This window comes from Streptomyces sp. NPDC004065, assembly GCF_044903565.1.
Classification (GTDB): Bacteria; Actinomycetota; Actinomycetes; order Streptomycetales; family Streptomycetaceae; genus Streptomyces.
On record NZ_JBJDQT010000049.1, the window covers coordinates 1 to 25,089 of the forward strand.

The 25,089-nt window shown below is 72.0% G+C and carries 22 protein-coding genes; 12 read left to right on the forward strand and 10 right to left on the reverse strand.

Translation table 11 applies throughout. The annotated features are described in order from the left end of the window. Positions 1–219 (forward strand): hypothetical protein (locus tag ACI2LW_RS32545; protein WP_404734867.1); only part of this gene is annotated, 219 nt, incomplete at its 5' end. Positions 220–352: 133 nt separating this feature from the next. On the opposite strand, the gene ACI2LW_RS32550 is transcribed toward ACI2LW_RS32545, so the two are convergent. From ACI2LW_RS32550 to ACI2LW_RS32575, 6 genes are all read right to left on the reverse strand, one after another. Beyond that, positions 353–1,420: a 2Fe-2S iron-sulfur cluster-binding protein gene (locus ACI2LW_RS32550; RefSeq protein ID WP_404734868.1), complete on the reverse strand. Its 1,068-nt coding sequence runs from the start codon at positions 1,418–1,420 to the stop codon at positions 353–355. 101 nt (positions 1,421–1,521) lie between these two features. Further along, positions 1,522–2,022, reverse strand: a complete 501-nt coding sequence (paaD, locus tag ACI2LW_RS32555; protein WP_404734869.1) for a 1,2-phenylacetyl-CoA epoxidase subunit PaaD — start codon at positions 2,020–2,022, stop codon at positions 1,522–1,524. Beyond that, positions 2,019–2,810, reverse strand: coding sequence for a 1,2-phenylacetyl-CoA epoxidase subunit PaaC (gene paaC / locus ACI2LW_RS32560; protein WP_404734870.1), 792 nt, complete (start codon positions 2,808–2,810; stop codon positions 2,019–2,021). Before paaC ends, paaD begins: the two co-directional genes overlap by 4 nt. Next, positions 2,794–3,105: a 1,2-phenylacetyl-CoA epoxidase subunit PaaB gene (gene paaB, locus ACI2LW_RS32565; RefSeq protein ID WP_404734871.1), complete on the reverse strand. Its 312-nt coding sequence runs from the start codon at positions 3,103–3,105 to the stop codon at positions 2,794–2,796. Before paaB ends, paaC begins: the two co-directional genes overlap by 17 nt. Continuing rightward, complete coding sequence (gene paaA, locus ACI2LW_RS32570) at positions 3,102–4,145, reverse strand: 1,2-phenylacetyl-CoA epoxidase subunit PaaA (RefSeq protein WP_404734872.1); 1,044 nt, start codon at positions 4,143–4,145, stop codon at positions 3,102–3,104. Before paaA ends, paaB begins: the two co-directional genes overlap by 4 nt. Position 4,146: 1 nt before the next feature. Then, complete coding sequence (locus tag ACI2LW_RS32575; RefSeq protein WP_404734873.1) at positions 4,147–6,366, reverse strand: MMPL family transporter; 2,220 nt, start codon at positions 6,364–6,366, stop codon at positions 4,147–4,149. A 333-nt stretch (positions 6,367–6,699) separates the two neighbouring features. On the opposite strand from ACI2LW_RS32575, the gene ACI2LW_RS32580 reads away from it, so the two are divergent. From ACI2LW_RS32580 to ACI2LW_RS32620, 9 genes are all read left to right on the forward strand, one after another. Beyond that, on the forward strand, positions 6,700–7,782 hold the full coding sequence (locus ACI2LW_RS32580) for a hypothetical protein (protein ID WP_404734874.1): 1,083 nt from the start codon (positions 6,700–6,702) through the stop codon (positions 7,780–7,782). Further along, positions 7,779–8,021 (forward strand): acyl carrier protein, encoded by a 243-nt coding sequence (locus ACI2LW_RS32585; protein ID WP_404734875.1) that lies wholly within the window; start codon positions 7,779–7,781, stop codon positions 8,019–8,021. Before ACI2LW_RS32580 ends, ACI2LW_RS32585 begins: the two co-directional genes overlap by 4 nt. Beyond that, positions 8,021–9,559, forward strand: a complete 1,539-nt coding sequence (locus ACI2LW_RS32590; RefSeq protein ID WP_404734876.1) for a class I adenylate-forming enzyme family protein — start codon at positions 8,021–8,023, stop codon at positions 9,557–9,559. The genes ACI2LW_RS32585 and ACI2LW_RS32590 overlap by 1 nt, the downstream gene beginning before the upstream one ends. A gap of 15 nt (positions 9,560–9,574) precedes the next feature. Further along, positions 9,575–10,774 (forward strand): alpha/beta fold hydrolase, encoded by a 1,200-nt coding sequence (locus ACI2LW_RS32595; protein ID WP_404734877.1) that lies wholly within the window; start codon positions 9,575–9,577, stop codon positions 10,772–10,774. After that, on the forward strand, positions 10,771–12,051 hold the full coding sequence (locus tag ACI2LW_RS32600) for an SDR family oxidoreductase (RefSeq protein WP_404734878.1): 1,281 nt from the start codon (positions 10,771–10,773) through the stop codon (positions 12,049–12,051). The genes ACI2LW_RS32595 and ACI2LW_RS32600 overlap by 4 nt, the downstream gene beginning before the upstream one ends. An 84-nt stretch (positions 12,052–12,135) precedes the next feature. After that, complete coding sequence (locus ACI2LW_RS32605) at positions 12,136–13,728, forward strand: AMP-binding protein (protein WP_404734879.1); 1,593 nt, start codon at positions 12,136–12,138, stop codon at positions 13,726–13,728. A gap of 1 nt (position 13,729) precedes the next feature. Beyond that, positions 13,730–16,012 (forward strand): anthranilate synthase component I, encoded by a 2,283-nt coding sequence (locus ACI2LW_RS32610; RefSeq protein WP_404734880.1) that lies wholly within the window; start codon positions 13,730–13,732, stop codon positions 16,010–16,012. 5 nt (positions 16,013–16,017) lie between these two features. Further along, a complete protein-coding gene (locus ACI2LW_RS32615; RefSeq protein ID WP_404734881.1) occupies positions 16,018–17,196 on the forward strand; it encodes a hypothetical protein in 1,179 nt (392 codons plus the stop codon). Continuing rightward, entirely contained in the window at positions 17,190–18,089 is a 900-nt protein-coding gene (locus ACI2LW_RS32620) for a hypothetical protein (protein ID WP_404734882.1), read from the forward strand. The genes ACI2LW_RS32615 and ACI2LW_RS32620 overlap by 7 nt, the downstream gene beginning before the upstream one ends. Before the next feature lie 21 nt (positions 18,090–18,110). On the opposite strand, the gene ACI2LW_RS32625 is transcribed toward ACI2LW_RS32620, so the two are convergent. Further along, a complete protein-coding gene (locus tag ACI2LW_RS32625) occupies positions 18,111–18,605 on the reverse strand; it encodes an RNA polymerase sigma factor (protein ID WP_404734883.1) in 495 nt (164 codons plus the stop codon). A 736-nt stretch (positions 18,606–19,341) separates the two neighbouring features. Here ACI2LW_RS32625 and ACI2LW_RS32630 point away from each other — a divergent pair. Together ACI2LW_RS32630 and ACI2LW_RS32635 are read left to right on the forward strand one after the other, a co-directional pair. Continuing rightward, positions 19,342–20,193, forward strand: a complete 852-nt coding sequence (locus ACI2LW_RS32630) for a LuxR C-terminal-related transcriptional regulator (protein WP_404734884.1) — start codon at positions 19,342–19,344, stop codon at positions 20,191–20,193. Between the two features lie 375 nt (positions 20,194–20,568). Continuing rightward, positions 20,569–21,165, forward strand: coding sequence for a LuxR C-terminal-related transcriptional regulator (locus ACI2LW_RS32635; protein ID WP_404734885.1), 597 nt, complete (start codon positions 20,569–20,571; stop codon positions 21,163–21,165). A 5-nt stretch (positions 21,166–21,170) separates the two neighbouring features. Here ACI2LW_RS32635 and ACI2LW_RS32640 read toward each other — a convergent pair whose 3' ends face one another. The 3 genes from ACI2LW_RS32640 to ACI2LW_RS32650 form a co-directional block, all read right to left on the reverse strand. Further along, complete coding sequence (locus ACI2LW_RS32640; RefSeq protein WP_404734886.1) at positions 21,171–23,000, reverse strand: ATP-binding cassette domain-containing protein; 1,830 nt, start codon at positions 22,998–23,000, stop codon at positions 21,171–21,173. Continuing rightward, positions 22,997–24,793, reverse strand: coding sequence for an ABC transporter ATP-binding protein (locus ACI2LW_RS32645; RefSeq protein WP_404734891.1), 1,797 nt, complete (start codon positions 24,791–24,793; stop codon positions 22,997–22,999). Before ACI2LW_RS32645 ends, ACI2LW_RS32640 begins: the two co-directional genes overlap by 4 nt. A 153-nt stretch (positions 24,794–24,946) precedes the next feature. Continuing rightward, positions 24,947–25,075, reverse strand: a complete 129-nt coding sequence (locus tag ACI2LW_RS32650; protein WP_006130296.1) for a SapB/AmfS family lanthipeptide — start codon at positions 25,073–25,075, stop codon at positions 24,947–24,949. Positions 25,076–25,089 lie beyond the last annotated feature (14 nt).

Below are 25,089 nucleotides of genomic sequence, written 5' to 3' on the forward strand. Positions count from 1 at the left end.
CTCAACCCGGACATCGTCTCCACCGCCTGCCCGTTCTGCCTGGTCATGCTCACCGACTCGGTCAACGGCAAGAAGAACGAGGGCAACGCCAAGGACTCGATCCAGGTCGTCGACGTCGCCCAGCTCCTGCTGGACTCCGTCAGGACCCCGGCCGACCCGGAGGGCCCGGCGGGCTCCGCGGAAGCCGACGACGTCCCGGAGCCCGAGCCGGTGAAGTAACCCCCTCGGGCCTCTGATGCACGGAACAGGGCCGGAACCGCGACTCGCGGTTCCGGCCCTGCCCTCATACCGGGGACGGCTGCCGGCCACGGGCTGCCGCGGGCTGCGGCACCCCGTGGGACTCCCGTGGGACTTACGCGTCGAAGTCCAGCCGTACGTGCTCCGACACGGGGCGGGCCTGGCACGGCAGCGTGTACCCGGCCTCCTGTTCCTCCCGGGTGAGCGCGTAGCGGCGGTCGAGTACGACCTCGCCGTCGACCACCCGCGCCCGGCACGAGCCGCACAGACCGTCGCGGCACGAGTACGGGGTCTCCGGCCGATGCCGCAGCACGGCCGCGAGGAGCGAGGGGTCCTGCGGGGTCATCGCGGCCTCGGCGCTGCGGCCGTGCAGCGTGGTGGTGATCCGGGCGCCGCCGGTGCCCGCGGCTGTGTCCCGGCGGGCGCCCGGGGCTTGCGCGTCCGGGTCCGTCGTGAACAGTTCCCGGCGCACTCGGGACGCGGTGACCCCCATGTCCCGCAGCACCTCGTCCGCGGACTCCACCAGGCCCCAGGGACCGCACAGGTAGAAGTGCGTACGGTCGTCGTCCGGCCGGGCACCGAGGCCGGCCAGCAGACGCCGCAGCTTCGCGGCGTCGAGCCGGCCGGACAGCACCTGGGACTCGCGCTCCTCGCCGGACAGCACGTGCAGCACGAAGAACCGGTCGGTGTAGCGGTCCTTGAGGTCCGCGACTTCCTCGGCGAGGAGTATCGACCGTGTCGTGCGGTTGGCGTGGACGAGCGAGACCCGGCACTCGGGGTCGTCGTGCAGCGCGGTGGTGGCCATGCTCATCAGCGGGGTGATGCCGCTGCCGCCGCCGATCAGCACGTGGTGCGCGCCGGGATGGTCCGCGAGCGTGGAACTGCCCTTCGGGGGGCCCACCTCGAGGGTGTCGCCCACCTCCAGCCTGCTCACGGCGTACTCGCCGAAGCCGCCCGGACCGAGCTGTTTGACGACGATACGCAGCGTTCCCGGCGGCGCGGAGAACGGTGGCTGGCAGATCGAGTAACTGCGCCGGATCTCCTCGCACGCGCCGGGCCCTGCCGGATGGTGGCGTACCGTGATGTGCTGGCCGGCACGGTGGGCGAAGGTGGCGGCCTGCGCATCGGTTACTTCGAGGGTGACGGCCACGGCGGTGTCGCTGAGCCGGTCCAGCCGGTGCACGGGCAGGGCGTGAAAACCGGGTCCGGGCCGGACCGGCTGCGTCCGCCGGTCGCGCCTGTGCGGTGGCTCGGTGAGGGCACGGACAGCACCGTCTCGCGGCGTCATATCGCCTTCATGTGGCCGAAGGCCTCCCCGCAGGAGAGGCACACGATCACGGACTGGCAGCGCGTCGCCCCGAACGGGCTCTGCGGCCGGGTGGCCGTGGAGCCGCAGTGCGGGCACACCGCGCCCGTGCCGAGCCGCACGTCCGTCGGCGCGGTCCGGCTGCCCGGCGGCGAGATGCCGTTCTCGGCGAGCTTGCGCCGTCCCTCGGCCGTGATCCAGTCGGTGGTCCAGGCGGGCGCCAGAACGGTCCGCACCCGACCGTCCTCGTGCCCGCAGCGGGCGAGTTCGGCCCGGATCTCCGCCACGATGGTGTCCATGGCGGGGCAGCCGGTGTAGGTGGGCGTGACGGTGACCTCCACCAGCCCGTCCGGCGCCTCGGCCACCTGCCGCACCACCCCGAGCTCCCCGAGGGTGATCAGCGGCAGCTCCGGGTCCGCGACCGCGCCGACCCGCACCCGTACCTGCTCGGGAGTCAGCCGTTCGCGCACCGCCGTCACCAGATGCCTCCGGGGTACTGCCGGTGCACGGACTGGAGTTCGGCCACCAGCGGGCCGAACCCCTCGGTGTGCAGACCGTCCCGGCCGCCGCGGGCATGCCACGTCGTCCTGGGCAGGGTCAGGCCGGCCCGCTTGAGAACGCCGCCGACGGCCGCGTCCCACTGCTCCCGCAACCCCGCGGGGTCCACCGCGACACCGGCCGCGACGAGCCGTGTGGTGACCGCATCGGACTCGAACAGCTCGGCGGTGTACGGCCAGACCCGCTCCAGGCCCGCCTGCATCCGGCGGTGGCTCTCCTCGGTGCCGGTGCCCAGCCGGATCGTCCACTGCTCGGCGTGCTTGCAGTGGTAGGCGGACTCCTGCACGGCCTTGGACGCGAAGGCGGCGAGCACGGCGTCCGCGGAACCGGCCAGCGCGGTGTAAAGGAGCCTGCTGTGCCGGCTGAGGCAGAGCTGGCGCGCGAGGGTGACCGCGTAGTCCCCGTTCGGGATCTCGGCGAGCAGCACATTGCGGAACTGCCGCTCGGTGCGGGTGAACGCGAGGGTGTCCTCGTCACCGTCCCCGGTCAGCTCGGCCGAGTACGACAGCAGCGTACGGGCGTGGCCGAGCAGGTCGAGGGCGATGTTGGACAGCGCCAGATCCTCCTCGATGGACGGTGCCCTGGTGACCCAGGCGGCGAGCCGCTGGCACAGGATCAGCGCGTCGTCGCCGAGCGCCAGCGCGTACCGTGCGGTGTCGTCCTCCCGCGCGGCGGCGTCCGGCAGCGCGGTCTCAGTGGCGGTGGTCACGGTCACCCCCGCTGTCCGGGACGGCGTACTGCTCCGAGAGCCGGTACGGCTTGCCGGTGCCGTTGCTGAACAGCGGCTCCTTCTCGTCGGGGGCGGTGGCCCGGATGTCAGCGGACCGGACCACCCAGATCGACGACGGCTCCCCGCGCCGGGTGTACAGATCGCGGGCGTTGGCCATCGCCAGGTCGGCGTCGGCGCCGAGCACCGAGCCGACATGCTGGTGGCCGAGGCCGCGGCGGCTTCTGACGAAGACCTCCCACGGCGTCTCGGCCCCCGTGGCCGCGGATGTGTTCACTGCGGTGTCCCCCTGTTCTGGCCGGCCGCTGCTGCGGACCCGTGGGTTCTTTCCCGTCCGTCCCCCCGCGCCGCCTCGCGCCGGGCCGCCGCGACGGCGGCCTCCCGTACCCAGGCGCCGTCCTGGTGCGCGGCAATCCGTTTGGCCAGACGCTGCCGGGCGCAGTGGGAGTCGTCCGCGAGCACTTCGCGGTACTGGTCCCAGGAGACGGGTGTGAAGTCGTAGTGCCCGCGGTCGGGGTTCCAGCGGATGGCCGGGTCGGGCAGGCGCAGACCGAGCTCCTCGGCCTGCGGTACGCAGATGTCGACGAAGCGCTGGCGCAGCTCGTCGTTGGGGTGGCGCTTGATGCCCCAGGCGATGGCCCGCCTGGTGTGTGCCGCCCCGAAGGCGGCGGCCTTGTCCTTGCTCGCCGGGGTGTCCGGAGGGCCGAACATCAGTGCCACGGCGGGCAGCCACCAGCGTTCCACCGCGTCCTGTGCCATCTGCCGCTGCCCGGGTGTGCCCTGGCACAGCGCACGCAGCGAGTCGTAGCCCTGGCGGACGTGGAAGGCCTCCTCCTGGCAGACGCGCAGCATGGCGCGTGCGTACGGTCCGTACGAAGTGCGGCACAACGGCACCTGGTTCACCACGGCGGCGCCGTCCGTCAGCCAGGCGATGGCCCCGGTGTCCGCCCAGGTGAGCGCCGGGTGGTTGAAGGTGCCCGAGTAGCGCTGGCGGCCGCTGTGCAGGGCGTCGAGCAGTTCGGCACGGCTGACGCCGAGGGTCTGGGCGGCCGCGTAGAGATAGAGCCCGTGCCCCGCCTCGTCCTGCACCTTCGCGAGCAGTACGGCTTTGCGGCGCAGCGAGGGCGCGCGGGTGATCCAGGTGCCCTCCGGCTGCATGCCGATGATCTCCGAGTGGGCGTGCTGGGCGATCTGCCGGACCAGCATCCGCCGGTAGCCGTCCGGCATCCAGTCGTGCGGCTCGACCCGTTCGTCGTTGCGGAGCAACTCCTCGAACCGGGATTCCAGCCGCTCCTCGAGTGCGGTGTCGGAGGCCAACTCATGCCTCCCGAGCGGCGCTTGCCGACGCGCGGTTGACGCCGGCCGCGGGCGCGGCCGGCTCGTCGCTCTCCTGAAGGCCGCTCAGGAACCGCTCGTGGAGACGTCGCAGCGGACCCGGCGCCCACCAGTTGGCCCTGCCGAACAGTGCCATCAACGAGGGCACGAGGAGTGCGCGTACCAGGGTGGCGTCGATGACGACCGATGCGGCCGTGCCGAAGCCGAGCTGCTTGACGAAGATCAGCCGGGAGAGCACGAGCGCGCCCATCGGGATGCAGAACAGCACCGCCGCCAGGGTGACCGTGCGGCCGACCTTCTCCAGACCGGTGGCGATGGCCTCGCGGTCCGGCAGGCCGTGGTCCACGCCCTCCTTGATGCGGGAGAACAGGAAGACCGTGTAGTCGGTCGACATCGCGAGGGCCACCGCGAGCAGGATGATCAGCATCGTCGGCTGGAGGGCGCCCTGACTGGTGAAGTCCAGGGCGCCGGACAGGGTGCCGTCCTGGAAGACGAAGACCAGCAGCCCGAATGTGCCGGCGAGGGTGAGCAGGTTGGTGATGACCGCCTTCAGCGGGAGCACCACCGAGCCGGTCATCGCGAACAGGATGAGCAGCGTGGTGAGCGACATCAGGGCGATGCTCAGCGGCAGATGGTCACCGAGGCTCGTCATCATCGCGTCGTAGAGCGCGGTGTTGCCGGTGGGCACCGTCGGGTACGGGGCACTCACGCCCTCGATCGCGTCCAGCGTGTCCTGGGCGTCCACGGACAGCGGGGCGTCCTTGAGCGCCACCTGGGTCTCCCACATCCCGTCGCCGATCGGCCGCGGCGCAGTGACGGCGGCGACGCCGTCGATCCCGGCGAGTTGCTCACCGTAGGCGCCGAGCTTGGCGCCGGCGTCGTTCGGGGCCCGGGAGATGAGGTGCACCGGGGACTGCAGCGAGCCGGGGAAGTCCTTCTCGAGGGTCGTGTAGACCCGGCCCGCGTCGGAGTCCTGGGGCATCGAGGCGGAGTCGATCCCGGTGAACTTGATGCCGAGGACGGGAAGTGCGAGGGTCACGAGCACCGCGCCCGCCGCCACCGCGGTGCTGACGGGGCGGCGCATCACACCGTGCGAGAAGCGGTACCAGCGGCCGCCGGACGCGCTGCCGGCGCCGTGTTCCCGGGAGCGCTGCCAGCTCCTGGGCGCCCACTTGTTGATGCGCCCGCCCAGCACGGTGAGCAGCGCCGGCAGGGCCAGCAGCGCGAAGATCAGCGCGCCCAGGGACGTGGAGATGCCCGCGATGCCCATCGTGTAGAGGAACCGCTGCGGGAAGACCAGCAGTGAGGCCAGCGCCACGGCGACGGTCAGACCGCTGAACAGCACGGTACGGCCGGCGGTGCGCATGGTCCGGCCGACCGCCTCGTGCGTGCCGTGGCCCAGGCGCAGCTCCTCGCGGAAGCGGGAGATGATCAGCAGGCTGAAGTCGATGGACAGGCCGATGCCGAGCGCCATCACCAGGTTGAGCGCGAAGACGGACAGGTCGAGCACCGTCATCACGCCGCCGAGCACGCCCAGTGCCACGGCGATGGAGACGAGGGCGCCGCCCAGGGGGATCAGCGCCGCGATCACGCCCCGGAAGATGAACAGCAGCAGGATCAGCAGGACCGGGAAGGCGACCGCTTCCGCCCGGCCGAGGTCCCGGCTGGAAATCGCGCTGGCCTCGACGTTGGAGGTGGTCGGACCGCCCAGGGTGACATGGCCGCGCAGCTCCTTGTCCGCGTCGATGGCGTCCTGGGTCCTGGTGACGGCCTGCGTGACGGCGTCGCCCGGCTCGAAGCCGCGGACGCCGGCGACGAAGTAGGTGCTCCTGCCGTCCTTCCGTACCATCGCCGGGTTCCTGGCCGAGACGAAGTCGGTGACGGCCGCGACTTCGGGCCGCTTCTCGAACAGGTCGACCGCGCGACGCAGCAGTTCGGGGCGCTCGCCCGACTCGGGGTCGATGGGCTCGTCCAGTTCGACGAGGACGACGTAGCCCTGTTCGAGGTTGGCGCCGCTCGCCTTCTCGACGTTTTCGAGCACCTTCACGGCGGCGGACTCGGAGTCGTCGTAGTCGTCCACGCCCATGGTCATGGACTTCATCTGGGCTCCGCCGCCCGCCAGGCAGACGAGTGCGAGAAGCCCCACCGTCCACAGCACACGCCGCGGTCCCCTCTCCAACAGCTGCATCAGCCTTGCGAACACTTCGCGAACTCCTTTGCGCACGGGGGCCGGAACGGGGGCCGAGAGCGAGACGCCCCGTGGGTGAGGAGGTCGCGGCCCGCCTTCGCAATCCCCGCGGTGTCTATGGGGTACGCCACACCGTCCTGTTCGGCCCGCGAGGGATTGCCCAGGCGGTGCACCGGACTCTCTTGTCGGTGGGCGCCGCTTCGCACCGGACTTTCTCGTCGGTGGGCGCCGCTACGGCGCAGGGCCGGCCCCGTGCCGCTTCCGTGCCGCATCCGTACCGCCCGTGCGCCCGCCGTGTGCCCGAGGTGGCCACTGTCCGCCGCTCCCGCCAGGAAGGACCGCACCACCATGGCTTCCGACATCCGCGTATCCACCGCCGCACCGGCCCCCGACGACGCCGGTGCGGGGGGTGCCGGGTCCCCGGCGCATCCTGCACACCGACCCTGGCTGACCGCACTGCGCGACCTGGTGCCGATGCCGGACCGGTACCGGGACCTTCGGGTGGGCCGGGACGAGGCGCGGGCCCTGCTCGGCTGCGGGGACGAACTCCTCGACCGGCTCGCCGAGGACGGGCTCGCCCACACGGGCTGCGCGGACGATCTGCGCTTCGACTACTACGACCTGGCGAACGTGGCGCTCTACTCGGGCGCCGCCGGCAGCGTCCCGCTGGCCGGACAGCGGATGATGCTCCGGTTCGCCTCGGGGACCCCCGCCACCTGGACACCGCCGCGCCACTGGGCGCTGGATTGGCGGCTGCGCTGCCGCGAGCCCGAGTGCCCGGGCGGCACCTGGCGGATCGAACTGCCCACGCCGGAGGTCTTCGGCGGCAGCCTGGGCGAGCTGGAGTGCTCACAGCCGGCGGTGCGCGAGGACGACCGGCTCGTGGTGGGCCGTGCCGCTTCGCTGCGTCTGACCGGTCGCGTGACCACCTCGGGGCGGCGCGCCCCGCTGCTCTCGCCCATCGCCCGGCGCCACTTCGAGGCGCTGACGGCCGAGTTGCGCGACGGGCCGTACCGGTTCCAGTGGATGCACCCAAAGCTGCGCACCGACCCGGCCGAGACCCAGCGACTCGGGATCATGGACTGCACCGTCTGCTCCCTGGAACTCCAGCGCAGGGCGGAGGCGGACGGACTCACCACCCGTACCCGCCGCGGCCGCTACCTGGGAGTCCTGGACGCGGAGCACGCATGGTGCGAAGTCCTCGACGACGACGGCGAGTTCAAACCCGTCGACCCGGTCTTCGCCGTCCTCTCCGAGCGGCACCGACCGCCCCATGAGGAGTTCCGGGAATTCTGCGCCGGCTCCGTCCCCAGCCGGTTTCTGCCCTGGTCCGTGCCGGCCGGTCGGCCGCTGGCCGTACACGACTGCCCCGTCGGCGACGGGGCCTGGGACAACACCTTCAACGGCACCACAGTGAAAGGCAACGCATGAGCACCGTACGGGAAATGCTCGTCGAACTGACCGGCATGGCGGAGTTCGGCGGTGAGATCGCGGACGACGCCGGCCTCAGCGCGAGCGGCGTCGACTCGGGCGATCTGGTCCGCCTGGTCCTGCTGATCGAGGAGCGGACCGGCGTGGAGGTCACCGCGGAGGACATGGACGGCCTGTCCTCCATCGCCGACTACGAGCGCCTGATCGCCGCGCGCCGCGCGGGACAGGGAGCCGCCTGATGTGGCTCAGTCAGCTCCTGCACCGCAATCGGCAGTGCTTCGGGGACCGTACCGCGCTGGTCGACTCCGAACGCTCGGTCACCTGGGCCGAGTTCGACGACCGGACGGACCGGCTCGCCCGCTCGCTCGCCGCGCGCGGCGTCTCCCGGGGCGACCGGGTCGCCGTACTGTCACTCGACCGCATCGAGGTCCTTGAGTCCTACTTCGCGCTCGCCAAGCTCGGCGCGCTGTTCGTGCCGTTGAACCACAGTCTCACGGCTACCGAGCTGACGGGCATGGTGCGGGGGAGCGGGGCCGGCGTGATCCTCGGTGAGGCCTCGCTCCTCGAGCGCCACCCCGACCTGCCGGTCCGGCTGCGGATCGCGGTGGACGGCCCGCAGTACGCGCGACTGACGGAACCGGCAGCGCAGTCCGACGACGAGGCGGACGCCGGCTTCCGGCTGCCGGACGTCGCCGACAGCGACCTCGCCGCGATCCTGCACACCTCGGCCACCACGGGCCGGGCCAAGGGCGTCGCCGTCGACCACGGCTCGTTCCGCGGCATCTCACTCGGCTGGCTCGCGTCGGCGGCCCCGGACGACGACATGGTGCTGGTCAACTGCTGTCCGCTCTACCACGGCAGCATGACGATCACCCTGACCTACATGGCGGCGGGCGCCACGGTCGTGATCATGCCCGGCTTCACGCCGCAGCGGGCGCTCGCGGCGATCGAGCAGCACCGCGCCACGCACGTCTGGCTGGTCCCGCAGATGCTCCGCTTCCTGTTGCGGAGCAAGGGCCTGGCCGGCCACGACCTCGGCTCCCTGCGCGAAGTGATGTACGGGGCGGCGCCGATGCCCATCGAGCTGTACACGGAGGCCGCCGAACGGCTCGGCTGCGGCTTCCGGCAGGTGTACGGCATGACCGAGGTGGGCGGCCCGTTCGTCACCCTCGGCCCGGACGACCACCCCGAACCGGGCGGCGACCGGCCGCTGCCCGCCGGTCGGGTCATCCCCGGCATGTCGGTGCGGGTCCTGGACGACGAGGGGACCGAACTGCCGTGCGGCGCCGTCGGCGAGGTCACCGTGCGAGGCCCCGGCCTGATGCGCGGTTACTGGAACAACCCGGCCGCCACCGAGGAGATCACCGCCGACGGCTGGATCCGGACCGGCGACCTCGGCTTCCTCGACGGGACCGGACTCGTCCACCTGGTCGACCGGCGCAAGGACGTCATCCTGCGCGCCGGACAGAACGTCTACCCCGCCGAGATCGAACGCGCGCTGCTCACCCACCCGCTGGTGCGGGACGCGGCCGTGATCGGCGTCCCGGACCCGGACTACGGCGAGGTGCCGCTCGCCTACGTCGTCACCGGCCCGGCGGACGGCCCGGCGGACGGCCCGGCGGACGGCACCGGCGCGCGGGCCGTCACCAAGACCGAGCTGCTGGCGCACCTCGCCGAGCGCCTGGCGCCGTACAAGCGTCCCCGGCACATGGAGTTCATCGACCAGGTGCCCCGGAGTCCCGCCGGAAAGATCCTCAAGAAGCTGCTGCGCGCCTGAGCCGGAAGGAAGGCCATGACCAGCGCACCCACGCTCGACCTGCGCTACACCGCGGAGCGCACGCTCCGCGTCTCGGACGACACCGAGCTCTACTACGAGATCCAGGGCGATCAGGGCCCGTACCTCACCCTGGTGAACAACTTCTTCATCATCGCGCCGATGTGGCGCAACTTCACCGCCGAACTCGCCAAGCACAACCGGCTCCTCACCTACGACCTGCGCAACCAGGGCGCCTCCTCGGTCTGCCCGGACATGAACTGGGACGACCACGTCGAGGACCTGCGGGCCCTGCTCGACGGACTGGGCATCGAACGCACCCACCTGCTCGGCACCTCCGCCTCCGGCTTCATCTGCCGCGACTTCGCGGCCCGTTACCCGGAGCGGGTCGACGGACTGATCCTCGCCGGTCCGTCCTGCGCGCCCTCGGACGGCATCCGGCGCCGGGCCACCGAGCGGGCCTGCATCAACTCCCTCACGTCAGGGGGGACCCAGGCGCTGTGGGACCACCTGTACTCGGTGGTCTTCAGCGAGGAGGCGATGCGCGAGATGGGCGCGACCGGCTACCTCGGACTGCGATCGGCGTTCACGGCCGTCCACCCGCCGGAGCCGATGCTCACCAACCTCAAGTGCGCCACCCAAGTCACCGACGGGCCCGAACAGCTGGCCCGCATCAAGCAGCCGACGCTGCTGCTGCTCGGTGACAAGGACGAGATGTGGAACGAGGACCTCGGCGCACAGGCCGGACGTCTCATCGAGGACTGTGCGGTCGAGTGGATGCACAACATCGGCCACCTCCCCTACATGGAGGACCCGGACGGCTTCCAGACCCGCGTCCAGCGCTTCCTCGATTCGCTCGCGGCCCGGGACGCGGCAGTGGCCCCGCAGCCCGGTGACGTCCAGGAGCCGGGCACGGCCGGCACCCGCGTCCCGGACGGCGAGGAGCAGCTGATCGCCGAACTCTGCGCGCTGCTGCGCGAGGTCGTCGCCGACCGTGCCGACCTGCCCGAGACGGGTCTCGCCGAGACCCCGCTGAACAGCATCGGCCTGGAGTCCTGGGCGTTCACCATGCTCCTCGGCCGCATCGAGGAGCGGTTGTCCGTCGAGTGGGACATGGACGTCCCGCCCGAGGTCTTCGAAAGTCTCCGCTCGATCGCGAGCCACCTGCGCGCCCACCACAACCCCACCCTCCCCACCACTCAGGAGACCGCACAGTGATCGCCAGGACGGCTCCCGCAGCCCACGTCATCAGCGGCGCGACCGGCTTCGTCGGAGGGGCCTTCGCCCTGGAACTGCTCCAGCGGACCTCCGACCGCCTCGTGTGCCTGGTGCGCGGCGCCGACGACGCGGCCGCGACGCGCAGGCTGCACGACGCCCTCGGCCACGCCGCCGAGATGTACGGCGTCCCGGACCTGCTCCCGTCGATCCTGGAACGCACCCGCGCCGTCGCCGGAGACATGACCGACGATGCGCTGGCCGAGTCCGCCGACCGGTTCCGCGCCGCCGCGGGCGGCACCACGATCGGTACCTTCTGGCACGTCGCCGCCTCCCTCAAGTACGAGGACCGGCACGCCGACGAGATCAACCTGATGAACGTCAACGGCACCCGCAACGTCCTCTCCCTCGCCAAGACGCTCGGCGAGCCGGTGTTCAACCACGTCAGCACCGCCTACGTGGCGGGCAGGCGCACCGGGGCGATGCGCGAGGAGTTCCCGGGCGACACCGACTCGGCCAACAACGTCTACGAGTCCACCAAGACCATCGGCGAGGAGGAGGTCGCCGCCTCCGGTCTGCCGTGGCGGGTGCTGCGCCCGTCCATCGTCATCGGCCATGCCAAGACCGGCGCCGCCACCAGCTTCACCGGCATGTACGGCTTCGTCTCCTCGGTGCTGCGCTTCCGGCAGGCCGTGGAGAAGGAGTTCGGCAACCTGCTGCAGCACCGGCACGTGCCGATCGTCGCGGACCCGGAGATCGAGTGCGACCTGGTGCCGGTCGACCTCGTCGCCAGGAACGCAGTCACCATCGGCCGCGAAGGTGCGCTGAGCACCATCTACCACCTCAACAACGCCGGTTCGCCGACGGTCGGTGAGGTCATCGAGGAGATATTCGAGCTCGCCGGGCTGCGCGGCCCGCGCTTCGTGTCCAACCGTGGCCTGCTCACCGCGATCGACCTCAAACTGGACGAGGGGCTGCAGTTCTACGCCTCGTACATGATCAACGGGAAGCGCTTCGACCAGACCAACACCGAGTCCGTCTGCGGCAAGGGATCCCAGCGCTTCGACGTGGACCGGGCGGAGGTCCGCCGCTTCGTCCAGTGGTACCTGGACCGCATCCAGTCCGACGGTCGCAGCTCGTCCCCGGCGCGGTCCACCTTCGCCTACCACAGTGCACGCAAGCCGGCCGGCGGCACGCGGGATCACGGCCCGGGCCGGCACGCCGGCGACGCCCGGCCGGCTCCCGTCACCCACACGGGCCCGCGGGAGTCCGCCCGCTGACCGGCCCACGGCACCGACGCACGCCGACCACCACCGCCGAGACGCCGCACCGTCTCCCGTCCCCTCCAGGAGAGGAGACCGCACATGCCCCTGCCCGACGATCTGCCGAGGCCCGGGAAGTTGTTCGCCCTGGGCCTGATCACCCAGCAGGCCGCGAAGAAGTACCCCGACTCGCTGTTCTACCTGGACCGCCCCTTCGACCTCGCGCCCGAGCTGGGCCTCCGGCCCACCTACGCCCAGGTCGCCGAACTGGTCGAGGACACGGCCGCCAAGCTGTTCGCCGCAGGGGTGCGCCCCGGCGACACGGTGGCCGTCTTCAAGAGACACAACGCCGACATCCTGTTCCTCGCCTGCGCCGTCGGCCGCGTGGGCGCGGTCCCCGCCATGTTCGCGCCGTCCCTGGAATGGCCGACCGTGGTGAAGATGACGGCCAGGCTGAAACCCGACCACTTCATCACCGACCCGGCCCTCCTGGAGCGCGCCGGGGAACACCTCGGGGAACTGCGGGCGCATGCCCCGTCCGTGCTGCTCGCGCACGGCGAGGCCGCCGGGCTGCCGTCGCTGGCCGGCACCGTCGCTGGCGAGGCCCCGCCGTACCCGGACATCGCGCACGACTCGCCGGCGCTGATCACACACACCTCCGGCACCACCGGTGTGCCCAAACTGGTGGCCGCCGCCCGGCGCGGCACACAACTCCCCATCAACACCCAGGCGCGGATGGCGAGGCTGCTGCGGTACCGCGAGACCTTCGCCATGTGCATCTCCTTCGTGCACGCACGCACCTACGCGGCCCTGGCCACCGCGCTCCAGCTCGGTATCGGCATCGCCCCGCTGGCCGACGCGGACGTGGACAGCGTGCGCGAGGTGCTCTCCGAATGCCGTCCGGGCTGTGTCGAGGCACACCCCAACATGTACCTGCACTGGGAGGAGCTGGCGGGCGTCCCGGACGGACCCTTCGAACGGGTGCGCATCTTCATGAGCACCTTCGACGCCATCCACCCGCGCAGCATCCGCGCCCTGCTCGGGGCGAGCAAACGACGCTCCCCGCTGTTCATCCAGACCTACGGGCAGACCGAGACCGGCCCCGTCACCATGCGGATCTACACCCGCCGCAACATCCGCAAGGCGGACGGCCGTTGCGTCGGATTCGTCTTCCCCGGCATGACCAAGGCCCGGATCCGGCCCCGCCCGCAGGACAAGGGCACCCCCAACGGCTACATCCAGGCCAAGTCCTCCGGCCTCGCCCTCACCTACGTCGGCCAGCAGGAGCTGTACGACGAGCGGTGCGAGAGCGACTGGTGGAATCTCCAGGACATCGGCTACCGGTCCCGCTGGGGCTGTGTGCACCTGCTCGACCGGGAGTTCGATCAGACCGCCGGCCTGCAGAGCCTGCTGGCCGCCGAGGACGCCCTCATCGAGGCACTGCCCGAGCTGACCGAGGCGGTCTTCGTCCGGGTCGGCCAGACCGTACGGCCCGTGGTGTGCACCCGCCGGGACCGGCCGCTGGACCGTTCCGCCTGGAAGGCCGCCGTCGCGCACCTGCCCGAACTGCCGGAGCCGGTGCACGTCGCCTGGGAGCACATGCCCCACACCGCCACCTGGAAGGTGAAACGGAACGTACTCGCCGCCGGTCTGGCGGACGGTTCCATCCCGGCACTGGAAACGGTGCTGATCTGAGATGACCACCCACCCGCTGCCCGTACCGCTGCCCCGGGAATGGACCACCGGCGCCGGCGTGCGCGTCGAGCGCACCCGCAGTGCCGTCGACGGCGAGTCCGCCATGCGAGAACTGGAGAGCACGCTGGACACCCGCCGGGGTGCCGTGCTGCGCTCCGACTACGAGTCACCCGGCCGCTACCGGCGGCACGCCGTCGGCTACAGCGACCCACCCGTCGAGATCGTGCTGCGCGGACTGCGCACGGTTCAGGTCCGCGCGCTCAACGAGCGCGGTCAGGTGCTGCTGCCGGTGCTGCGCGCCGCGGCCGGCAGGACCCTGCGCGAGATCGGCGAACTCACCGCCGACGGCCCGGGGTTCCACGGCCTGGTGCGAAGCACCCCGCGTCAGGACCTGTTCCGGGAGGAGGACCGCTCGCGCCGGCCGGGCGCCTTCGACTTCGTCCGCGCCGTCCGCGACGCGCTGTCCGGCCCCGTGGGGGACTTCCTCGGTCTGTACGGCGCCTTCGGCTACGACCTGGTCCTCGCCTTCGACCCGGTGCCGCTGCACCAGACAGGGCGGTCCGCGCAGGACCGCGACCTGGTGCTGCACCTGCCGGACCAGGTGACCGTCACCGACCCGGTGGCGGGCACCGCCTGGCGGCACAGCTACGAGTTCACCGCGCACGGCCGCAGCACGCACGGGCTGCCACGGACGACCCCCGCGGAGCCGTTCCGCACCGCGGGCCCCACCGACGGCAGCAGCGGCGACCACGCACCCGGTGAATACGCCGCCCTGGTCCGCCAGGCCCGGGAACGGTTCCGCGCGGGCCACATGTTCGAGGTGGTGGCCAGCCGTACCTTCGACCGGCCGCTGCACTGCCCGCCCTCGGAGCTGTTCCGCACACTGCGCACCCGCAACCCCTCGCCGTACCAGATGCTGATGAACCTGGGCGAGGGCGAACACCTCGTGGGCACCTCGCCGGAGATGTTCGTACGGGTGCACGCCCGATCGACCGCCGAAGGCACCGGCTGGCGCGTGGAGTCGGCGCCCATCAGCGGCACCGTGGCACGCGGCCGCGACGCCCTGGAGGACGCCGAACAGGTCAAGGCGCTCATCGGCTCCGAGAAGGAGGAAGCGGAGCTGACCATGTGCACCGACGTGGACCGCAACGACAAGTCGCGGGTCTGCCGGCCCGGCACCGTACGGGTCATCGGACGCCGCCAGCTGGAGCTGTACTCCACGCTGATCCACACCGTCGACCACGTCGAGGGCCTCCTGCGGCCGGAGCGGGACGCACTGGACGCCTTCCTCAGCCACATGTGGGCGGTGACCGTCACGGGCGCGCCCAAGCACGCGGCGGTCGCCTTCCTGGAGGAGCACGAGCGGTCCCCGCGCCGCTGGTACGGAGGCGCGGTCGGCCGCATCGGCTTCGACGGCACCCTGGACACCGGCCTCACCCTGCGCACGATGCACCTGCGCGACGGCCGCGCGCGGGTACGCACCGGCGCCACCCTGCTGTACGACTCGGTGCCCGAGACCGAGGAGCGGGAGACCGAGCTCAAGGCGAAGGCGCTGCTCGACGCGCTGGACAGCACGTCCGGGGCCGGGCCGTCCCGCGGCTCCCGGCCAACGGCGGCCCCCTCGACCGCCGCGGACGGCACCGCGCACCGGCCCCGGGTGCTCCTGGTCGACCACCAGGACTCCTTCGTGCACACCCTGGCCGGTTGCCTCCGGCAGGCGGGCGCGCACGTCTCCACGTACCGCAGCGGCTTCGACAAGGCCCTGGTGGCGGACATCGGTCCGGACCTGCTCGTGCTTTCGCCGGGTCCCGGCCGCCCCGAGGACCACGACACCGCGGGCACCCTGCGCATCGCCGAGGACCACGGCATCCCGGTGTTCGGAGTCTGCCTGGGCATGCAGGCCATCGTGGAGTACCTGGGCGGGCGCCTCGGGGTGCTGGACCGCCCCTTCCACGGCAGGGCCTCGTCGGTCTCCATGGTGGACGACGGCGGGGAACTGCTGCGCGGACTGCCGCCGCGGTTCACCGCCGGCCGCTACCACTCGCTGTACGTCGACGACGCGTCCCTGCCGCCCGGCCTGCGGGTCACCGCTCGCTGCCCGGACGGCGTGCCCATGGCGGTCGAGCACGAAACCCGGCCGCTGGCGGGCGTGCAGTTCCACCCCGAGTCCCTGATGACGCAGTTCGACGACCACGGGCAGTTGCTGATCGGCAACGTCCTCGCACGACTCGCACGGCGGCTTCAGCCCGCCGGCGGCGTGCCCATGCGTGACGAGAAAGGCTGACGACCATGACTGACACCGCTGCCCCGGTCCGGCGGACCTGGCAGGCGCCGGGCGAGCTGCACCCCGAAGACCGCCGTGAGTTCGGCGCGATGCTGCGCTACTGCCTGGACGGCACCGCTGAGGGCGAGATTCACCTGGGGCCGGTGCCCCGGATCGACTTCGGCGCTGCGGACGAGACGCGGGCAGACCGCGTCGAGCGGCTCCTCGACGAGGCGTTCAAGCGGTTCGCGGGCGCTCCCCAGCGGCCCGACCGGACCCGTCTGGACCGCTGGGACCTGGCGGCCGAGCCCACGGCGCCCGGGGCCACCGGCCCGCTGGGCGACGCCCCCGCGGACGGCCGCATCGGCCCGGGCCTGTTCGTCAGCGGCCCCCGCAACGCGCTGCTGATCCGCACCCTGGAGCGGCTGCTCGGGCAGATCGCCGGGCGGCTCGGCGCCGTAGAGTACACGGTGCCCGCGCTGCTGCCCTGGACCACTCTGGAGAAGGCCGGCTACACCGGCAACTTCCCGCAGCACATCACCGCCGCCGCGGTCGTCCGGCCCGACCTGGACGCGCTCGACCGCTTCGGCGGCGCCACCGACGCGGGCGCGCGCGCGGCCGAGTTGGAGTTCACCCCGGTCGCCCTCGCACCCGCCGTGTGCCTGGGGCTGTTCGAGCGGTTCCAGGGCGCACACCTGACCGAACCACTGACGGTCACCGCGACCGGCCAGTGCAGCCGCTACGAAGGCAAGGCCACCGCCGACACCTCTCCCACCCGACGCTGGTCGTTCAGCATGCGCGAGATCGTGTACGTCGGCGACCGGCCGGGCGCCCGCGCCTTCCACGCACAGGTTCTGGAGGAACTGCTCTCCCTCGCCGACGGTCTCGGCCTGCCGTGCAAGGTGCAGCCCGCGTCGGACCCGTTCTTCACCAAGGCACGCCCGCAGATGGCCCAGTACCAGGCGGCCATGGACGTCAAGTACGAGCTGGTGGGACGGATGGCGCACGACGGCTCGGGCGTCGCGGTCTCCTCGCTGAACTACCACAACCAGCACTTCGGCAAGGGCTTCGACATCGCCTTCGATGGCCGGCCGGGCTTCTCCGTCTGCTGGGCCTTCGGCCTCGAACGCTGGGCGGAGTGGCTCGGCGGCTACCTCGGCGACGACCCGGCGCAGTGGCCGGACCAGCTCCGTCAGCAGTGCTGAGAGCCCGCACAGCAGGCCAAGGCCACGGCAAGGGCGCCGCACAGGGCGCGCGACCCGACGACGGATCCGGCGTACTGCGGGCCCTGCTCGCGCTGCGCCCCGTCGTCGAGGCCACGCCACTCGGCACGGCGTCCGGCGAGGCCCGGCTCGCGCTGGGCCTCGCCGCGGTGACGGAGCCGGGGCTGCGCCCGGCGGGCCCGGGCGAGGAACGGCTGTGCGCGGGCCTGCCTCCCGTCCGGGCCCGGGACTTCCTCGCGGGCCGGGGTGCCCTGCGACGGGCCCTGGGCCGGGCCGGGCAGCCGACCGCTGCGGAGATCCTGTACCGGACGGACGGCGTCCGGCCCGCCATGCCGCCCGGCGGCGTCGGCTCGCTCAGCCACTCCGGCGGCGTGGCCGTCGCACTGGCCGCCCCGGCCACACACTGCACCGCACTCGGCGTGGACCTGGAACGTCACCCGCTGCCGCTGTCCGCGGCCCGGCTGGTGCTCCACGGCGACGAACGGCTGATCGTGAGCAGCGAGTCGGGCGAGCCGGAACCCCGTAGGCAGGGCCGGCGGGGCAGGTACGAGGCGGCAGGCGCCGCCGGCGGCGAGCAGCGCGGTGCCGACCGGGCGGAGGACGAGGACGGGGAACGCCGTCCGAAGGACGAGGAACGCCGTCTGCGGGAGCTGTTCTCCGCCAAGGAGTCCGCGTTCAAGGCGCTGTACGGGCTGCTTCCCGCGCCGCACCGGCCCACCACACCGCTCGGGATCGCGATCCGGCCCGCGAACGGGGGCTACTCCGCCTGGGCGCGTGCGGTGCCGGAGCGGGTGCTGCACGTGAACGCCCGCTGGGTCGACAGCGCGGTCCTGACCTGGACCGCCACCGACTGCCCAGCGGGCGGGACCGGTTGACCGGGAAGACCGGGTTCCGGGTCAGCGCCAGGCGGCCTGGAAGTTACGCCGTGCGCGGTGCAGCCGGGAGCGCACCGTGCCGACCGGCAGCGACAGCACGCGCGCCGTCTCCCGCTCCTCGAGGCCGTAGACCGCGCGCAGCGTGAGGATGTCGCGCTGGTGCGAGGGCAGACGCTCAAGGACATCGGCGATGGCGACGCGGAACGAGGGGTCGTCCGCGGACGGCTGGTCGACCAGTTCGGTGGTCGTGACCTGTCCCGCGCGCCGTGCGACACGCGCGGCCTCCCGCACCGTCACGGCGCGCACCCAGCCGTAGAAGGCCGCGGGTTCGCGGAGGGTGCGCAGCCCGCGGAAGACCGCGAGCAGGGACTCCTGCACTGCTTCGGGCCGGTGCGCGGCGTCCACCGAGGAGCACAGCCGCCGTATGAACGGCGTGATGTGGAACAGCAGGTCGTTCAGCGCGCGGCGGTTGCCCGCCTGGGCGCTCAGAATCAGCTTGTCGACTGGTTGGGCCATGGCCGTTTCGTTCATTCCCCCGCCTTGCGCTTGTGCAATCTCCATCGGGGGATTGTGAGAATTCCGCAACGCCGGACGCCGAATGACACCACCCGCGCTCAATCCCCCTGCCTCCAGGCTATGGCAGAAATGGATGGAACCCATCAATTGGTGCTGGCCGGGTTCAGCCATGGCAAAACTTCGCCATCACGCTCTTGCAGAGGAATGAGCAGCGACGGCACCGAGTGTGATGGCCTTCATTCCGCCCACGTGATCTGACTCTCACCGACCCGCGTTTTCACAAAGTGGCCGAGGTTGTGCGGGGTGACGTCGACCGGGGGATCCCGCGGAGCTGACACCAGTCAATCGTCAGATTCCTGAGTCCGGGCGGCAGTTGGTGGCCAGCAGGTCATGAGGGGCCAAGCCCGCAAGGCCCTGGCTGGCGAATCCGATGTGAGGTTAGAGTCACCGTGTGTGAGTGGAGTTCTAGTACGGTAGAACTTGTTCCTCGGGGGATGGAACTGTGGAAAAGAGCGAAACAGGCGTGGACGTGCGGGCGTCCGAGGTATCCCGACTCGCTGTTTATATGGAGCTGCGAGAGCGTGGGGAATCCGATCCGGAAGACCTTACGGACAGCTTCGGATTGTCTCGATCCGAGGCACGCGCGACGTGGGCTTCACTGCGTCGTCTCGGATTGGTGAGCTGGCCGACCGAGGCACACGAGCGCGTCGTACCAGTGGATCCGGGATTCGCCTTGATGCGTGCGCTCCGGCGGCAGCAAGACCTGGCCCGGCGCAACCTTGAGAAAACCCGGCAGATGCACGAGGTGCTGGAGACACTGCTGGAGGTCTACCTGCCGGCGACCGGTTCCACACGGTCCCGCATCGAGGTCACCTCCGTCAGCACCGTGGAGGAGATGGTGCAGGGGCTGTACGACGTGACCGACACGGCGCGCTCCACCCTGCGCACCGCCTACGCGGAAAACACGCTTCCGGTCCGGCTGCGCCGCAGGCTCGACCGGCTCCGGCAGCGGATGTTCGACCGGGGTATCCAGATCCGCTCCGTCCGGCTCCGCCGCGACTCCGTCCTTCCGGGCTCGTACGACACCTTCAGCCGCCTGGTGGCGCAGGGTGTGGAGCTGCGGCTGGCCTCGGTCATCCCGCTGAACATGATGATCATCGACTCGGACTTCGCGGTGCTGCCCGCGGCCGCGGGAGAGCCGGGAAGTCCCCAGCTCACCATCCACAGCGCGGCACTGGTGAACGCATTGACTCAGGTATTCGAACACACCTGGCGCGGGGCGACCCCGTTCGCCCCGGAGGGCGACCGTTCCCCTGCCGAGCTTTCGAACGAGCAGCGAACGCTTGCGCAGTTGCTGGCCGACGGCATGAAGGACGAGGCGATCGCGCGCACCCTCGGAGTCTCGCCGCGCACCGTGAGCCGGCTGATCGCCGACCTGATGCAACGGCTCGGCGCCAACAGCCGCTTCGCGGCGGGCGTCCGCGCCGCCCAGTACGGCCTGCTCGACGACGCTCCCCCGCACCTCAGCCCGGCCCCGAAGCCCCAACGGACCCCCGCGGCACCAGCCCGGACCACGGAGCAGGGATGATCCGGAGCCCAGCGACCGCAGCGTTCGGGCCACATTCGCTTGGTGTGTTTTCGGTCTCCGGCGTCAGGTGGGAAGTGACTCGTCCACAAGGCCTCACCGGTGGCGGCTGCCTTGCCCATGACCATTTCCTTCTCCCCACCGGGTCCCGGTGGCTCCGCCCCGGCGGGCGCGGTCTGTCAAGGCACGCCTTCCGGACGTGCACTGCTCCCTCGGCCGCTGTGGAGCGGCGCCGAGAAACGGCGTGTTGATGTCGCTGAGCCGCGGGCGTGATGGATAGTTCTGCCTTTCCCGGTGGGGCCGGGGCACGCGAGTGGGAGGTGGGGACGAGCCCGGAGGCCGTAGGACGCCCGGGGAGCCGAGGGGGGTTGGGTGCGCATGGTCCGTGTTCTCGTGGTGCACGATGCGGCGCTGCTGCGGACGGCACTGGTGCAACTGCTGCGGTCCGCCGACGCATTCGAGGTGTCGTCCATGCCCTCCCTCGACGACGGTCCCGAGGACGACGGCTTACCCCCGGACGTGTGCGTGGTGGACGGAGACTGTCTCCAGGGGCCGGAAGACGTCCCTCGTGCGTGGTTCCGGGACCGCCTCGGGGCTCGTCTCGTCGTCCTCGGGGCTTCGCGGCGGCCTGGTGTGCTGCGAAGAGCCTTCGACGCGGGAGCGCTGGGGTTCGTCGACAAGGACTCCTCTTCGCAGCGGCTGATCGCTGCTTGCCACGCCGTCGCCAAGGGCGAGCGGTTCCTCGACGAGAGACTCACCGTGGCGCTGCTGGAAGCCTCCCGGATGCCGCTGACGACTCGCGAGCTGAACGTGGTCTCCCTGGCGGCGCAGGGCGCACCGATCGCGGAGATCGCCGGCTGCCTGCACCTGTCCCGGGGAACCGTCCGCAACTACATGGCCAGCGCCATACGGAAGGTGGGGGCGCGCAATCGTGTGGACGCGATCCGCATCGTGCAGAGCGCCGGCTGGATGTGAACGGGTCACTCCCAGGTGCCGCTCCAGTGCCCCACCAGGTCACGGTAGAGGGGCGAACAGGCGAGGAGGTCCCGATGGGTGCCGCACGCCGCACCGGCACCGTCCAGTACCAGGATCCGGTCGGCCCGCATCGCGGACGACATGCGATGCGCCACGACGACGAGTGCTCCCGGACGTCGTGCCAGTGCCTCCTCGGCTCGTGCCTCCGACGCCGCGTCGAGATGACAGGTCGCCTCGTCGAGGAGGAGCAGGCGAGCCGTCGACAGATGTGCGCGTGCCAGAACCAGCAATTGGCGCTCGCCCTGTGAGAGGTCACCGGGACGTACCGGCGCGTCGAGCCCGCCCAGGCGCTCGACGAGAGGGCCGGCCCCGAGTTCCCGCAAGGCTGCCTCGATGTCGTCCCGCCGCGCGTCCGGCCGGAGGTAGCTGAGGTTGTCCCGGACCGTGCCGGTGAAGACGTACGCCTGCTGGGGCAGCAGGACACGAAGGGAGCAGAGTTCCGCAGGGCTCCGGCCGGCGATCGTCCGGCCGGCCACTTCTACCTCGCCGCTGCGGGGGGCGAGTGTCCCGGCGATGAGGCGGGTCAGGGTCGACTTGCCGATGCCGCTGGGACCGACGACGGCCAGGTGCTCGCCGTCCTCGATGCGCAGATCGAGCGCGTCGAGGACCGGCTCGGCCGCTGCCCCGTAGGCCACGGTCACCGCCCGCAGTTCCACCGCGGGAGCCGGGTGCGCGACCCGGGGGGCCTTCCGCAGCGGGCAGGCGGCCTGCCGCGGCAAGCCGGCGCGCGCATCGGCGGGCGTCCGGGGCGTGGTGCCGGGGAGGAGCGGAGGCCGCATCGGCGTGGTGAACCGGTCCAGTACCACGAGCAGTCGGGTCCCCGCGGCGCCGATCGCGGTCATGAGGGTGTGCAGGGCGGGCAGCAGCGCCTGGGCGAGGTAGGTGAACGCGCCCAGCAGGGCGCCGGTGGTGACTCCTCTCCCGCGCAGCCATGGCACGGCCACCACCAGGAGCAGCACCGGCAGGTGGCCCGCGACGCCGACGGCCAGCGTGCGGAGCGCGGCCCAGCGGGCGAGGAGACGTGAGGTGGCGGCTGCTTCGGCGATGAGCCGTGCTCCCTGCCGTGCCGCTGCCGCCTCCGTACCGCAGGCGGTGATGTCGCGCAACGCCCGGCGGGTGCGCGCCGCGTGATCGCCCAGCGCCTCGTCGGCGGCGAGCGCCCGCCGTTGCGCGGCCGCCATGGGCCGCAGGGTGGCCAGGAACAGGGTGAGGCCCCCGACAAGCGGCGGCACGACGATGACGAGCAGGGCCGGGTTCAGTGAGAACAGTCCCAGCACAGCCCCGGCGGCGGTGAAGACGAACGAGCGTACGGTGAGGACGATCCCGGCGAAACTGTCCCGCACGATCTCGGCCTGGTTCGTCAGCCGCGAGACCGCGGCACGGTCTCCGCCACCGGGACGGGCCAGAGCACGGGCCAACGACTGGTCGGCCGCCCGCCGCACCAGCTCGTCGCGCAGCGGTTCCGTCAGCCCGGCCAGCTGAGCGAAAACACCCCTGACCACGGGCGCCCCCAGCAGCACGGCAACGCCGGAGACCGCGAGCCAGCCCAGTCCGGCGAGAGTGTCACCGACGAGGAAGCCCCGGTCGACGGCCCGGGCGACCCCGTAGCCGACCGCCAACGTCTGCGCGGACTCCGCCACGGACCACGCCGCGAGCCGCGCGAGCACACAAGTGCGTGCGGCGAGGAAACGACGGGCGGACGGCACGAGCCGGCCCACCGGCCCGGTGCTGCCGGGACGCGGCGCGGGCGAACGGCTGCTGTCGACGAAGGTCACGGCCCCACCTTGCCGCGAGCAGGGAACATCCCGTCCCGGCTGGGCCCGTCGCCGCCGCCTTCGGTCCAGAGGGGTCCCTCGCCATGGTCCTCGCCGGCGAACACCGCCCGGTAGTCGGCCTGCTTCCACAGGTGCCGATGGGTGCCCACCGCCCGTACCCGTCCGCCCTCGAGCCAGATCACAAGATCCGCTCGGGCCGCCACCGACGGGCGGTGCGCCACCACCAACCGGGTGGACGCCCCGAGAGAGCGGCGCAGTGCCTGGTCCACCGCGTGTTCCGTGACGGTGTCGAGACTGGATGTCGCGTCGTCCATGACGAGCAGCCGGCCCGCGTGGGCGAAGGCGCGAGCCAGGCCCAGGCGCTGGTGTTCGCCGCCGGACAACGGGGCGTCGGCGAGCCGGGTGTCGTACCTGTCGGGAAGGCGGCGTACGAAGGTGTCGGCGCCCGCGACGCGCAGCGCCTGTCGTACCCGCTGCGGTGACACGGTGCGTGCTCCGGCCGCGACGGCTTCCGCCACGGTGCCGTCCCCCAGCACCGGCCGCGCGAAGGCGAAGCCGACCTCCGCGCGCAGGCACGAGCGGGTCAGCCGGCCGAGAGGAGTTCCGTCCAGCAGGACCTCCCCCTCATCGGGAACGATCAGCCGGCCGGCCACGGCGGCCAGGACGGACTTGCCGGCACCGCTGCGGCCCACCACCGCGGCGCTCAGACCGCCCGGCACGACGACGTGGCCCACCCGCAGGACCTCCCTCCCGTCCCGCAGGACGCGCACGCCACGGAGTTCGAGGGCCCCCGGGCCGTCCGGGGGGAGAGTCCGGGTACCGCAGGGCAGGGCGGGAAGCCGTTCCAGCGTCGTGGTGCGTTCCCGTGCCGACCGCCCTCTGACGAGTGCGCCGAGCAGGGTGGCCGCACCGCCGAATCCCGCGGTCAGCTGCGCGTACCGGGACACCGCCAGCAGTTCGCCGACGCTCAGGGCCCCCGCGCCGAGCCGGAGGCCGCCGACGGCCGTGGCGGCCACGGTCAGCAGCGGGACCAGGACACCGCCGGTCGCCAGCGCCCTGCCGTGCAGCACCCACATGCGCCTGCCCAGCTCGGCGAGCTCGGTCAACGGCATCAGTACGCGCTCACGCTCACGGACGGCCGTCCCGGCGGCGGCGATGGTCTCCGCGCCCTCCACGGTCTCCAGCAGGCGGGCCGCGATGTCCGACTGCACACGCTGGTAGGCGCGTACCGACGTTCCCGTGTCACGGGCGAACGCCCGCAGCACCAGGGCCAGGGCCGGCAGCCCGGCCAGGACGCAGGCGGCGACCCACACGTCGACGACGGCCAGCGCGACGAGCGCGCCGGCCGGGGTGATGAGCGAGGCCGCCAGTGCGGCCCGGGCGGCCGGAACGCCGCCGGCGTCGGAGGCGTTGAGGGTCAGCCGGGTCGCGATGTCCCCGGGGGAGTACCGGCTGACCGGGTCCGGGACGGTGCGCAGCATTCCGGTGAGGGCGCGGGAGCGGATCGCGGCGGTCCAGTCGGCGGTGCACCGGCCGGTGAGCAGCGCGGTCAGGCTGTCGAGCAGGATCTCACCGACGAGCAGTGCGGCGCTCGCCGCGAGCCAGCCTCCGGCGGAGCCGTCGTGCAGCAGCAGGTCCACCGTGCGGCCGAGGACGAGGGGCTGGGCGACCGCGACCACTGCCGCCGCCACCGAGCACACCAGGACCAGCAACTCGGGCAGGCGGCCCGGATCGGTGCCGTACGGGCCGTACGGGCCGGGCGCCGAACGGGTCCGTCGCCGCCGGGCCGGGATGACTCCCACCAGTTGTCCCTTCTCGTGGCCGTCGCCACCCGCGGCGGAGACGAGGCGCGGTGGAGACGAGGCGCGGTGCGCCGGCGCCCCGGCGGTGAGCCCGGGGCGCCGGCACCGAATCGCGCGGCCCGCCGCGGCGGGCCGCCTCCCACGTCAGTTACAGGTCGTCACGCTGAGGCTGCTGTCGCCGCAGAGCAGCAGGCTGGCGCGGCTGCCCGTCTCGACGTCCCCCATGGCCTCTTCCTTGGGGGTCTCCATCGACTGCAGATCGAACAGGTTCATGTGCTCTTCCCTTC

What these genes read in the sequence shown, in the direction of transcription:
- ACI2LW_RS32590 (WP_404734876.1), top strand. Translation starts at nt 8,021, where the DNA reads ATGTGGCTCAGTCAGCTCCTGCACCGCAATCGGCAGTGCTTCGGGGAC.
- ACI2LW_RS32625 (WP_404734883.1), bottom strand. Translation starts at nt 18,605, where the DNA reads ATGGCCCAACCAGTCGACAAGCTGATTCTGAGCGCCCAGGCGGGCAAC.
- ACI2LW_RS32650 (WP_006130296.1), bottom strand. Translation starts at nt 25,075, where the DNA reads ATGAACCTGTTCGATCTGCAGTCGATGGAGACCCCCAAGGAAGAGGCC.
- ACI2LW_RS32580 (WP_404734874.1), top strand. Translation starts at nt 6,700, where the DNA reads ATGGCTTCCGACATCCGCGTATCCACCGCCGCACCGGCCCCCGACGAC.
- ACI2LW_RS32605 (WP_404734879.1), top strand. Translation starts at nt 12,136, where the DNA reads ATGCCCCTGCCCGACGATCTGCCGAGGCCCGGGAAGTTGTTCGCCCTG.
- ACI2LW_RS32585 (WP_404734875.1), top strand. Translation starts at nt 7,779, where the DNA reads ATGAGCACCGTACGGGAAATGCTCGTCGAACTGACCGGCATGGCGGAG.
- ACI2LW_RS32635 (WP_404734885.1), top strand. Translation starts at nt 20,569, where the DNA reads ATGGTCCGTGTTCTCGTGGTGCACGATGCGGCGCTGCTGCGGACGGCA.
- ACI2LW_RS32610 (WP_404734880.1), top strand. Translation starts at nt 13,730, where the DNA reads ATGACCACCCACCCGCTGCCCGTACCGCTGCCCCGGGAATGGACCACC.
- ACI2LW_RS32595 (WP_404734877.1), top strand. Translation starts at nt 9,575, where the DNA reads ATGACCAGCGCACCCACGCTCGACCTGCGCTACACCGCGGAGCGCACG.
- ACI2LW_RS32630 (WP_404734884.1), top strand. Translation starts at nt 19,342, where the DNA reads ATGCGTGCGCTCCGGCGGCAGCAAGACCTGGCCCGGCGCAACCTTGAG.
- ACI2LW_RS32615 (WP_404734881.1), top strand. Translation starts at nt 16,018, where the DNA reads ATGACTGACACCGCTGCCCCGGTCCGGCGGACCTGGCAGGCGCCGGGC.